The sequence below is a fragment of the Rhizobium sp. Root274 genome (assembly GCF_001429245.1).
GTDB lineage: Bacteria > Pseudomonadota > Alphaproteobacteria > Rhizobiales > Rhizobiaceae > Allorhizobium.
This window is the reverse complement of sequence record NZ_LMJE01000009.1, coordinates 66538-78741: the sequence shown is the minus strand read 5'-3', so window position 1 is coordinate 78741 and position 12204 is coordinate 66538. Positions and strand designations below refer to the sequence as shown.

Genomic DNA, 12204 nt, shown 5'->3' with positions numbered 1-12204 from the left:
CGGTTTGTCATCGCAAGCCTAGCGGAGCGACGGTTTACAAAGAACCACCATTTTTGCGCTTTTCGCCCGGCCCGACGCGCGTCCACACATTGAGACCACCTCGAAGCAACCGGCAAACGAAAGTGGCCCTGCCGCTCTCCCTCCGGTCGCGCCTCGTTTCCAACTGCACGCTTGAACCTCGAACAACAGGAGGTTCAGTTGCAATTCACAGCGGCCGTGCAAATCTGGTTCTGTCGATGGTTCAATAAGGGAGGACAGACATGGACAGACGCAGGTTTCTGGCAGGCATGGGCGCACTACTCGCGATCCCTTCTCTCGGCTTCGCCCAGGACGCGCCGAGCGAGGAGATGATCCTCAGGCGGTTGGATGCGGCGCCGCAGCGCCCGGTGCCGCCGCAAAACAGGGTGACGTTGAACGAGTTCAAGCGCCGGCCGGACTTGCGTCGTGCTGCGCCGTCCATCGATATCCAGGCGATCAACTTCGCCACCGGATCCGCCGAGATTCCGCGCTCCGAATACCGCAAGGTGCTGCAGATCGCCCGCGCCATGGAGCAGATCCTGAGGCGCCGGCGCGGCGTGCGCTTCCTGATCGAAGGCCATACCGATGCGGTCGGCTCGGCCATGTCGAACCAGATCCTCTCGGAGCGCCGGGCAGCGGCACTCCGAATCGTTCTCGTGCGCGAATTCGGCATTCCGCCCCGCCTCCTGGAAACGGTGGGTTATGGGGAGGAATATCTTCTCGTGCCGACGGAAGCGCCGGAATGGCGAAACCGCCGGGTGACGCTCCGCCGGATCGACGATTTCATCCGCTGACATCCAACGGCTCTTGCCCCAGCGGGGACTGGCACCTCCGGTTCCCGCCGGCGCGCATCCGGGCCTTGCCCGATTACCGCACCGGAACATGCCGCCTGGCGTCGCGTTCCCTCCGCTGGAATAATCCGAACGGAGAACCCGATGCTGCAGCCGAACCCGCCGATCCCTTACCGCGCCGATCTTGAGACGCCCGACGCCGACGAACAGGTCGCCATCGACGACATCAAGGAGAGCATGCTCTACATCATCGGAAAGACGCATGAGGATCTCGGCCATGCCCAGCGCAGCGTTCACGCCAAGAGCCATGCGCTTCTCGAAGCCAGTGTCACCGTTCATCCTGATCTGCCGGCCGAATTGCGCCAGGGGATCTTTGCCGAACCGGGCCGCATATATCCGGCGATCGTCCGCATCTCGACCATCCCCGGCGATCCGTTGCGTGACAGCGTCTCCCTGCCACGTGGGCTCGCCATCAAGCTGTTCGACGTCGAGGGCGTACGCCTTCCCGGCAGCGAAGACGATGCCACGCAGGACTTCCTCTTTGCCTCGGCACCAGCCTTTGCTGCCCCCGATGCCGCAGGCTTTGCGAAGAACCTGAAACTGATCTCGCGCACGACCGACCGGGTGGAATGGGCTAAGGGCGCGCTCAGCTGGATTCTGAGGCCCATCGTCAAAGGATTGGAGGCGATGGGCGCCGATGCCGGTGCGCTCAAAGCCATGGGCGGCTATCCCGAAACCCACCCGCTCGGCGAACGCTATTACACCCAGGTGCCGCTGCGCTTCGGCGATTATGTCGCCAAGCTAGACATCGTCCCGCGCTCGGAGAGTTTTCGCGCCTTGACCGATCTCAGGATCGACCTGTCGGAGGGACCCGATATTCTGCGCGAAGAAGTGGCCGGGGTGATGACGCGGTTCGGTGGCGAATGGACCCTGCGCGCCCAGCTCTGTCGCAACCTTGAGACCCAGCCAATCGAGGACGCCTCGGTGGTCTGGCCGGAGGAAGACAGCCCTTACCTGGAGATTGCCACCATCCGCGTTGGGCCGCAAACCTCATGGTCCGAAGGCCGCTCGCGTGCGGTCGACGACGGCCTCACCTTCCGCCCCTGGCGCGGCGTTGAGGTGCACCGGCCGCTCGGCAATGTGATGCGGGCTCGCCGAGAGGTCTATCCGGTGGCGCAGCAGCGCCGGAGCGAACTGATCGGCTGTCCCATGCATGAGCCGAGGACACGACCAGACCTGCCTTGAGGGATCAGCCCCATCTGATCTCTGAATTCAAATAAAAACGGGCCGGCCGATGGGATGGCCGGCCCGGATCGTCCGCGTTACAGAGTACGATTGCGGACCTGACGCAACGTAAGGCGACCGGAGAGTGCGACCTTACGCTACGTTCAGAACGGCCTCCGGCGCATGCGCCGGGTAGCCCAGTGCATCGGCCACCGGTTTGTTGGTGATGCGGCCCTTGTGGACATTGAGGCCATTGCGCAGGTGCCGGTCCTCGGCAATCGCGCGCAGGCCACGATCGGCAAGCGCCAGACCATGCACCAGCGTCGCATTGTTGAGCGCATGCGCCGACGTGATCGGAACGGCACCCGGCATGTTAGCAACGCAGTAATGCACGATCCCATCAACGACATAGGTCGGATCTGAATGGGTCGTGGCATGCGAGGTCTCGAAGCAGCCGCCCTGGTCGATGGCGACGTCGACGATGACGGCCCCCTTCTTCATGCCGGACAGCATTTCGCGGGTGACGAGCTTTGGCGCCGCAGCGCCCGGGATCAGCACAGCGCCGATGACGAGATCGGCGGAGAAGCATTCCTGCTCCAGCGCATCGATGGTCGAATAGAGAGTATGCACGCGGCCAGCGAAGATGTCGTCGAGCTGGCGAAGGCGGGGCAGAGAACGGTCAAGGATGGTGACATCAGCGCCGAGGCCGATGGCCATCTTGGCCGCATGCAGGCCGACCACGCCACCGCCGATGACGGTGACCTTGGCGGGAAGAACGCCCGGCACACCGCCGAGCAGGATGCCGCGGCCGCCATGGGCCTTCTGCAGCGCCGTTGCACCCGCCTGGATCGCGAGGCGTCCAGCGACTTCCGACATCGGCGCCAAGAGCGGCAGGCCGCCACGCTCGTCTGTCACGGTCTCATAAGCAACGGCTGTGACACCGGAGTCGATCAGACCCTTGGTCTGCTCCGGATCGGGGGCGAGATGAAGATAGGTATAGAGGATCTGGCCCTCGCGCAGCTGCACCCATTCGGAGGGCTGCGGCTCCTTGACCTTGACGATCATGTCGGACTTTTCGAACACGTCCTTGGCCGAGGCTGCGATTTTCGCGCCAGCGGCGATATAGGCGTGGTCATCGGCGCCGATGCCGGCGCCCGCACCCGTCTCAATCAGGACATCATGGCCATGCGCCACATATTCCCTGACGGCTCCCGGGGTCAGACCGACACGATATTCATGGTTTTTGATTTCCTTCGGGCAACCGACACGCATGAAGCGTTCCTCTCTTTTATGCGCGGCCTGAGCCGCTTCGTTTCAGATACGGAAATTCAAACATTCCCGGCACAAAATGTCCTTGCAAAGTGACGGCTGCCGCGTGAGACAATTCGCAGCTTCTTGCGTGGAAGCGACCTCAAACGGAGATTTCTGCGAATGGCGGAACTGGATGCCATCGATCGTGCCATTCTGAAAGCCCTGCAGGAGAACGGCCGCATGACCAATGCGGAGCTTGCCGAGAAGGTCGGCCTGTCCCCCTCGGCCTGCTCGCGCCGGCACGACATGCTGGAGAAATCGGGCGTGATCAGCGGCTATCATGCGCGCCTGTCGCACAAGGCGATCGACTACAAGATGATGGTCATCGTCCACATCTCGCTGTCCGGCCAGTTTGCAAAAACGCTGACCGATTTCGAAGCGGCCGTCAAACGCTGTCCGAACGTTTTGGTCTGTTACCTGATGTCCGGCGAATACGACTACATCCTTCGCATCGCGGCCAAGGATCTTGAAGACTACGAGCGCATCCACCGCGACTGGCTGTCGGCGCTGCCGCATGTCGTGAAGATCAATTCGAGCTTTGCGCTGCGGGAAATCATCGAGCGTCCCAATGTGGGGCTCTGACCCGATCCCCGTAGCTTCAGAATTGGCCTCGGCTTGGGCCACAGGGAGTGGCGAACCCACGCCACAGCGCGTCCCCGCCGTTGAAACATGAATCCTGAAAATTCTAATGATTTGTTTTAACGGGATCTAACGCACGGGTTGTAAGGTCTCGTCATTGTTTTCATTAGGACGAACCCATGAGCAACAATCTCGGAATGGATGGTCGCAAGGCGCCGCGCAGCCGCGTGCGCATGGACAGCAAGGTCCGCCATCTGCAGCAGGAAGCCGATGGCCGCGTCATCAACATCTCGCGTACCGGTCTGGCACTCGAACTGGCCAGCAAGCTGCACGCCGCAGCCGGCAGTTCGGTGGTGATCCAAAATGAGGATATCGGGCTTCTCGAGGGCGTGGTGCGCTGGAATTATGGCGGCCGTCTCGGCGTGATGTTCAAGCCGAACAGCAATTCGATCGCCAAGGTCGCAGCCTACTTCCGCAACTTCCACCAGGAAGTCCGGCCGGTTCTCAGCCGCTGAGGCATCACTCGCCACCCCCTCCGTTTAACGGTAAACTGGGGATAGGACCTCCCAATACCTGAAATATGCCGGGGTGATCCACGGCATCTTAATCAACTCGGTCAGGCGCTATTAAGGCGCCGGGCCGAGGTTTTCTGCGTTTCTTTCATTGTTTTTCGATGGAGCGCAGTTTTCATGCTTGCCATTCAACAGACCGCCGACGGTCGTCGGGCCCAGCGCATCCGCTGCCACATCCGGGCCTCCCTGCAATTCCTCACCCAGAAACTCGATTGTCGCATCATCGACATTTCCCGCACGGGAATGGCGGTGCAACTGCATGGCTGGATCGAAGCCAAGCGCGGCAGCACGGTGACGCTGACCTGCGCCGAACTTGGCCACGTCGAATGCAGCGTGCGATGGTATCGCGCGGGCAAGATGGGGCTGGAGTTCGAGCAGACGAGCAATATGGTGGCGCAGATCACCGCCTATTTCCGCAACTTCCACCGCGACCCCAAAAACCTTCGTCCATCGTGACCGTTCTCACGCCAACGTCTCACCCCTGTCATTTTACAGGTGCAACTGTCGAGAAAGCGACCTAACATCGGTCGCTTTCAGCACCTGTCCATCGTCAGGAGACATGTCATGACGTCGTTGGTCGACCTTTATCCTCTTACCCGCCGCTCCTTTCTTGGAGGTCTCACGGCCTCCGCCACGCTGATCGCGCTCCATCCCTTTGCGGCGCGGGCAGCCGGCAATCAGGCACATCTCAGGCTGATGGAAACGACCGACATCCACGTCAACGTGATGCCCTACGACTATTATGCCGACAAGCCGAACGACACGATGGGGCTTGCGCGCACCGCGAGCCTGATCGACGGCATTCGTGCCGAGGCCGGCAATTCGATGCTGATCGACAATGGCGACTTCCTGCAGGGCAATCCGATGGGCGACTACATGGCCTATCAGAAGGGCATGAAGCCCGGCGACGTGCATCCTGTCATCAAGGCGATGAACACGCTCGGCTATGACTGCGGCACGCTGGGAAATCATGAATTCAACTACGGCCTCGAATTCATGTTCAACACGCTCTCCGGCGCGCAATTTCCCTTTGTCTGCGCCAACCTGACCAAGGGCGAGCTCGCTTCGGATCCGAAGCAGGACCAGCTTTATTTCAAGCCCTATCACATCATCGAAAAGCAGATCCGCGACGGCTCGGGCGCGACGAGCCCCATCAAGGTCGGCTTCATCGGCTTCGTGCCGCCGCAGATCATGCTCTGGGATGCGAAGAACCTTGAAGGCAAGGCGCAGACCCGAGACATCCTGCAGGCGGCGCGCGCCTGGGTGCCACAGATGAAAGAGGAAGGTGCGGACATCGTGATTGCACTTTCCCATTCCGGCATCGACGGCCATGGCGAGAGCGAGCGCATGGAAAACGCCTCGCTCTATCTCGCAGGCGTCGAGGGGATCGACGCGATCTTCACCGGGCACCAGCACCTCGTCTTCCCCGGGCCGAAGGACTTCGAAGACGTGCCGGGCGCCGACGCCGTCAAAGGCACACTGCTCGGCAAGCCAGCGGTCATGGCCGGCTTCTGGGGGTCACACATGGGCCTGATCGACCTCTTGCTCGAGAAGGACGGATCGCGCTGGAAGATCATCGACTTCACCTGCGAAGCGCGGCCAATCTATCACCGCGACGACAAGCGCAAGGTGGTGGCCGACACGACCGACAAGGCGGAAGTCGTCGCATCGGTCGCGACCGAGCATCAGGCGACGCTCGATTATGTGCGCACCCCTGTCGGCAAGACCTCGGCGCCGCTCTATTCCTATTTCGCGCTGGTCGCCGACGATCCCTCGGTGCAGATCGTCTCGCTCGCCCAGACCTGGTACATCCGCGACATGCTGAAGGACAGTCCCTACAAGGATCTGGCCGTGCTCTCGGCGGCTGCCCCCTTCAAGGCCGGCGGGCGTGGCGGGGCTGACTATTTCACCGATGTACCGGCCGGCGATATCGCCATCAAGAATGTTGCGGATCTCTATCTCTATCCGAACACGATCCAGGCGGTGGCGATCACCGGCGAGCAGGTGAAGAACTGGCTGGAAATGTCGGCCGGAATCTTCAACACAATCGAGCCAGGTGCCAAGGATGCGGCCCTGATCAACACCGACTTCCCGTCCTATAATTTCGATGTGATCGACGGCGTCACCTATCAGATCGACCTCACCAAACCGCCGCGATTCGACAAGGACGGGAAAGCGGTCAATCCGGACTCGAGCCGTATCGTCAACCTTCAGTTCGCCGGCAAGGCGATCGATCCCGGCCAGACCTTCATCGTCGCAACCAATAATTACCGCGCCGGCGGCGGCGGCAAGTTCCCGGAGATCGACTCGAGCAAGGTGGTCTTCGTCGGCCCCGATACCAACCGCGACATCATCGTGCGCTACATCGTCGACCAGGGCACGATCAATCCGTCAGCCGACGGCAACTGGTCACTCGCCCCCATCCCCGGCACCACCGTCACCTTCGAGACGGGTCCGCGCGCCCGCAACCTGCTGGCCGATTTCAAGGGCGGCAAGATCGAGGATGCCGGCGACGGTGCGGACGGTTTTGCCAAGTTCCGGCTGACGCTCTGACCCTGAGACCTTCTGGCCTTGTTGGGTGATAGGGAATTGATTCAAGGGTTTGAATCGATTCCTTAAATCGCTTCGGCAAGGGGAAAATCCGTAAAGTCGGCGGGGCAGTTCGACAGCTTGTCCTCGAACGCCCTGATCAGCCACATGCCAGCAGGCCCGGGCGGATTGTCCGTCCGACGGATGGCATAGAGATTGTAGGAGCCCTGCTCGTAGGCTGGAAGATCGAGACGGACGATCCGGCCCGAGGCCAGGTCTTCCCGCAGGATCGAGGCAGGCAGCCCGCCCCAGCCAAGGCCACCGCGGATCAGCTGATGTTTGGTCGCCATGTCGCTCACGCGCCAGGTCTTGAAGGACAGGACATTGAAATCGCGGCCGGAGGTCAGATCCGAGGCATCGCTGACGACGATCTGGGTCTCCTCGCGCACGTCCTGCAGCGAGATCGGCCCCTTGCGGAGCGTGAGCGGATGATCGGCAGCCGCTGCCGGCAATAGGAAATTGTGGCCGATGCGGTCGACAATCAGCGTGTCGTCCTGGCGGGCAAGCGCGCCGCCGACGGCGATTGTCGCGCGTCCACTCAGCACGAGTTCCACCAGCCGACCGAGTTCGCCGATTTCAAGACGCAGGGACACGGACGGAAACTGCCGCTGGAAGTCGCGAAGCACCGACAAGAGCGCGCCCGTCGGAACCAACACGCTGACGGCAATCGACAGCTCCGCCTCCAGCCCCTGATGCATGCTGCGCACCTTGGCGCGCATCACCTGCAGATCGCCGACAATGCGGCGGGCGTCGGTGAGCATGGCCCTGCCTTCGTCAGTCAGGCGCGGCTGGCGCGTGCCGGTCCGGTCGAACAGCGATACGCCAAGCTGGCTCTCCAGATTGCCGATCGTGTAGCTGACCACCGACTGGGCGCGATTGAGCAGGCGTGCGGCAGCCGAAAAGCTGCCAGCATCGGCAACGGCCAGAAAGACCTGCAACTGGTCGAGGGTGGGATTGGCATCCATGGCGCGGTGATCATCCATCCAGTTATTCGATATTACCGATCTAGATTATCACAGTTTCATAGATGCGTCGTCGGCCTTAGATGCATGGCAGGCCTGCTCCCAAGGCTCTCCATCATCCGAGGAATTGCACATGTCGTCCATCCTGCTCGTCACCTCCAGCCCGCGCGGCTCGGAATCCCTCTCTAACGCGATTGCAACGGAACTGGCTGAAAAGTTCGCCTCCGCCGGCGGGTCGCTGGTGCGGCGTGACCTCGTCGAAACCCAGCTCGACCATGTCGACGGCACCTTCACCGCCGCGATCCGCAAGCCGGCCGATACCCGCACGGCGGAAGAATCGCAGGCCGTCGCCCTTTCCGACAAGCTCGTCGAAGAGCTGATGGCTGCCGACACGATCGTCATCGGCACCGGCCTCATCAACTTCAACATCTATTCGTCGCTGAAGTCCTGGATCGACCATATCGCCCGCGCCGGCCTCACCTTCACCTACACCGAAAACGGCCCGGTCGGTCTTGCCAAGGGCAAGAAGGCCTATCTGGTGCTCGCCGCCGGCGGGATCTATTCCTCAGGCCCCGGCGCCCCGATGAACCACGCCGAGCCCTATCTCAAGACGGTCCTCGGCTTCCTCGGCATCGAGCTGGTCGAGACGGTTTATGTCGAAGGTGTTGCCTATGGTCCGGAAGCCGCCGAAAAGGCCGTCGCTGCCGCCCATGCCAAGGTTGCCGAGCTGGCGCTCGCTGCGTAATCCACCGCCCGAGGCTTAACGCCCCGGACAGGACGACCGACGGTCAAAACCGCCGCTCGTCTTTTTCGTTTCTGCGTCTCGTCACGCGCGGAAAGCGAGAGCGGGGGTGGTGTCCGCCAGATCCCCTGCCCGTCGCATCAGCCGCTCGCGATGGGCGGCAAGCCCCGCCACCTGCTGCAGTTCCCGCACCAGCGTATTGGTGATCTCCGTCACCGCCTCTGCCGCCGGAAGCGGTCTGCCGAGCAGATAGCCTTGCAGTTCGTCACAGCCGGTTTCGCTCAAGTGCAAGGCCTGTTCAACCGTCTCTACCCCTTCGGCCACCACCCGCATACCGAGCCCACGACCGAGATCGATGATGGTGCGGACAATGGCGTTCGCCGCCTCTTCGGTCCCCAGAGCCGCAACAAAACTGCGATCGATCTTGATGACGTCGAAGGGATAGCGGCTGAGGTAGCTGAGCGACGAGTAGCCGGTGCCGAAATCATCAAGCGCGATTCTGAAGCCGGCGCTCTTCAGATGGGTGAGGATGCTGAGAGCCCGCTCGTCGTCATCAATCAGCACGCTCTCGGTGATCTCGAGCTCGAGCCGATCGGCGGCGATGCCCGATGCGCGAACGATATGGTCGAGATGGCTGAGGAAGTCGGGGTGGCGGAACTGTACGGGTGAAACATTGAGGCTCAGATGCAGTTGACCGGGGCAAAGGCTCGCCAGACGGCAGGCTTCTTGGATCACCCATTCGCCGAGTGCGATGATCTTGCCCGAGACCTCGGCAACGGGAATGAAATCGCCCGGCGACACCATGCCACGCTCGGGATGATTCCAGCGAATGAGCGCCTCATAGCCGACGACGTCACCGCTGCGCGCAGCCACACGCGGCTGCAGGTAGAGTTCGAATTCCTCGCGTTCCAGCCCTCGCTCGATATCGGCCTCCAGGGCCCGGCGCTTTTCGATCAGTTCGTCCATGCCCTTGCGATAGATGCGGAAGGTGCTGCGGCCGGATTTCTTGGCATGATAGAGCGCAACGTCGGCCCGACCAATCAATTCCTCCAGCGTCTGTGCATGGTCGGGGCAGAGCGCGCCCCCGACGCTGACCCCACATTTGATCCGCTCGCCCTGCCCCGTGTCGAAAGGCTTGCGGAATGCCTCGACCAGCCGACGGCTGAAATCCTCGATCTGCGCCTCGAAATGACCATTGGCCAGGATGACGGCGAATTCGTCGCCGCCCAGGCGCGCGGCCATGTCATGCGGACCCAGTTCATGCGTCAGACGCCGCGCGGTCTCGCGGATCACCTCGTCTCCGGCCGGGTGACCGTAGATGTCGTTCACATCCTTGAAGTGGTCAAGATCAACCAGAACCACCGCACAGCCCCAGCCGCGATTGGCGTTATCGACGCGGGCGGCAAGCGTGTCGGTGAAGAGAGCGCGATTGGGCAATCCGGTCAGGGGATCATGCTGACCCATATGACGGATACGGTCTTCGTTTGCCTTGCGCTCGCGCAGATCCACCAGGCAGCTGATGCGGATCTTGCGGCCGCGATACTCGATGTTGCGGCCCCGCGCTTCGACCGGAATGGCGGTGCCATCCGGCTGGACGACGTGCAATTCGCGCGATACACCCGGGGCCGGCGTCAGATCCTGCCTCAGCATCCGGCGTCCCTCCTCGTCGACCAGATCCAAGATCGACATGCCGATCAGTTGCGAAAGCGGGCGCCCGGTCAGCACCTCAAGCTGCTCGTTGCCATCAATGATGACGCCTTCCTCATGCATCACGATCGCTTCGAAGGTCGCGTTTGCAATGGCTGTAACCCGCTCGGATTCCTCCTGATCACGCACCTTGGATTGCAGCTCGCTGCGTTGGCGCTCCTCGTGCTCGATGTTGTCCATCAGCCGATTGAACAGCAGCGTCAACTTCTCCGCCTCGTCGCCGGGATCGACCGGCAGGCGGTCATGCAGGTCGGCATTGCCAGACACCAGTTTGCCGAGCGCGTCCTCGACATGGCCCACGCCAAGGCGGGTCCCGTGCTCGGCGATGTTGAGGCCGATATCCTCGACCTCCGCCGAGACGCGGATGGGTGTGAGCTTGTTCAGCCCCCAGAAGAAGGCATAGCCGAGGCCGAAGGCCCAGTAGAAATTCAACGCCGAGCCGAAAAGCTGGATATAGAGCTGGTCAAACCGGCTTCCCGCCGGAAGCCGATCGGCAGGGGCGAGTAGAGCAAGAGCCAGAGTGCCGGCAACCCCGGCAAAGGCATGCACCGAGATGGCGCCGACCGCATCGTCCACGCGCATGCGCTCCTCGATGAACTGGTTGCCGAAGACGGCAACGGTCGAGCCGAGCCCGCCGACCAGAAGGGCGCCCCCAGGATCGAGGATGTGACATCCGGCGGTCACCGCCACCAGGGCACCCAGCATGCCGCACAGTGCCTTTTCCGGCAGCACCACGCCGTCCTGATAAATGCCGATCGCATAGCCGACACAGGTACCCATGCCGCCGGCAAGCACGGTGTTCAAGATGATCGGGGCGACATCGGCATTGGCCGCCAGCGTCGAGCCGCCGTTGAAGCCGATCCAGCCAAAAAACAGGATCAGCGCCCCCGTGGTCGCGAGAACCGGATTGTGCCCGGCCATGCGGACAGGTTTGCCGTCCGCCGTAAACCGGCCGCGGCGCGGGCCGATGACGAGGCAGGCGGCAAGCGAGATCCAGCCGCCTGTCGCATGCACCACCGTAGAGCCTGCAAAATCGACAAAGCCGAGATTGGCAAGAAACGCCCCGGGATTGGGACCGAGGGCCGCCCCCCAGACCCAGTGGGCGAAGATCGGATAGATCAGGGTGGAGAGCGCGATCGAGCCCCAGACATAGGCGGAGAGCTTCATCCGCTCCGCAACCGCGCCCGAGACGATGGTCGCCGAGGTTCCACAGAACATGACCTGGAAAACGAAGAAGCCCGCCACCCAACTGTCGAGATGACCAAGCAGAAAGAAGTCGGAAGAGAAGCCGAAAGGCAACCAGCTTGACGGGGCGAAGGCGAGCATGAAACCGACAGTGGCAAACCCCACCACGCCGAAGACAAAATCCAGCAGGTTCTTCTGAGCGACGTTGATCGAGTTCTTGGAGCGGACCATGCCGGCCTCAAGCAACAGAAAACCGACCTGCATCATCATCACCATGCCGGCCGCCGCCATCAGCCAGGCGAGATCGGCAGCGTGCGCCGCCACCTGCATCTGATCCTGCGCCGTGACCGGCAAGGCGACGAGCAGTGCTGCGGCGGCCAGAGATATCCGGGAGGAAGATCGGCGGAGGGAGATGAAAATCACTGAAACAACCCGAAACACAATATCGGGATGGATTGTTGCGACGCATCATTAACAATGCGTGAGCGCGATCAGGGAAACCGTCATAAATGCGTCGAAAACAG

At 61.9% G+C, this 12204-nt stretch carries 10 protein-coding genes; 7 read left to right on the top strand and 3 right to left on the bottom strand.

Annotated elements, in window-relative coordinates; translation table 11 throughout:
* Nucleotides 1–260: 260 nt before the first annotated feature.
* Nucleotides 261–812 (top strand): OmpA family protein, encoded by a 552-nt coding sequence (locus ASE36_RS18035; RefSeq protein ID WP_062283113.1) that lies wholly within the window; start codon nt 261–263, stop codon nt 810–812.
* Between the two features lie 141 nt (nt 813–953).
* The gene (locus ASE36_RS18030) at nt 954–2054 is read left to right on the top strand and encodes a catalase family protein (RefSeq protein WP_062283110.1); all 1101 of its coding nucleotides are present in this window, start codon (nt 954–956) and stop codon (nt 2052–2054) included.
* Between the two features lie 132 nt (nt 2055–2186).
* Here the strand turns inward: ASE36_RS18030 and ald are convergent, their stop codons facing one another.
* Nucleotides 2187–3305 (bottom strand): alanine dehydrogenase, encoded by a 1119-nt coding sequence (gene ald, locus ASE36_RS18025; protein WP_062283108.1) that lies wholly within the window; start codon nt 3303–3305, stop codon nt 2187–2189.
* A 159-nt stretch (nt 3306–3464) separates the two neighbouring features.
* Between ald and ASE36_RS18020 the strand changes: the two genes are divergently transcribed.
* The 4 genes from ASE36_RS18020 to ASE36_RS18005 all read left to right on the top strand — a co-directional run bounded on the left by ASE36_RS18020 (nt 3465) and on the right by ASE36_RS18005 (nt 7048).
* Nucleotides 3465–3926 (top strand): Lrp/AsnC family transcriptional regulator, encoded by a 462-nt coding sequence (locus ASE36_RS18020; RefSeq protein WP_062283104.1) that lies wholly within the window; start codon nt 3465–3467, stop codon nt 3924–3926.
* 176 nt (nt 3927–4102) lie between these two features.
* A complete protein-coding gene (locus ASE36_RS18015; RefSeq protein WP_062283100.1) occupies nt 4103–4438 on the top strand; it encodes a PilZ domain-containing protein in 336 nt (111 codons plus the stop codon).
* Between the two features lie 174 nt (nt 4439–4612).
* Complete coding sequence (locus ASE36_RS18010; protein ID WP_062283098.1) at nt 4613–4951, top strand: PilZ domain-containing protein; 339 nt, start codon at nt 4613–4615, stop codon at nt 4949–4951.
* 108 nt (nt 4952–5059) lie between these two features.
* Nucleotides 5060–7048 (top strand): bifunctional 2',3'-cyclic-nucleotide 2'-phosphodiesterase/3'-nucleotidase, encoded by a 1989-nt coding sequence (locus ASE36_RS18005; RefSeq protein WP_062283094.1) that lies wholly within the window; start codon nt 5060–5062, stop codon nt 7046–7048.
* Nucleotides 7049–7110: 62 nt separating this feature from the next.
* Here the strand turns inward: ASE36_RS18005 and ASE36_RS18000 are convergent, their stop codons facing one another.
* Nucleotides 7111–8049: a LysR family transcriptional regulator gene (locus ASE36_RS18000; protein ID WP_062283851.1), complete on the bottom strand. Its 939-nt coding sequence runs from the start codon at nt 8047–8049 to the stop codon at nt 7111–7113.
* Between the two features lie 130 nt (nt 8050–8179).
* Here ASE36_RS18000 and ASE36_RS17995 point away from each other — a divergent pair, with 130 nt between their 5' ends.
* Nucleotides 8180–8791: an FMN-dependent NADH-azoreductase gene (locus ASE36_RS17995; RefSeq protein WP_062283091.1), complete on the top strand. Its 612-nt coding sequence runs from the start codon at nt 8180–8182 to the stop codon at nt 8789–8791.
* 81 nt (nt 8792–8872) lie between these two features.
* Here the strand turns inward: ASE36_RS17995 and amt are convergent, their stop codons facing one another.
* Nucleotides 8873–12103, bottom strand: a complete 3231-nt coding sequence (gene amt / locus ASE36_RS17990; protein WP_244474799.1) for an ammonium transporter — start codon at nt 12101–12103, stop codon at nt 8873–8875.
* Nucleotides 12104–12204: the final 101 nt, after the last annotated feature.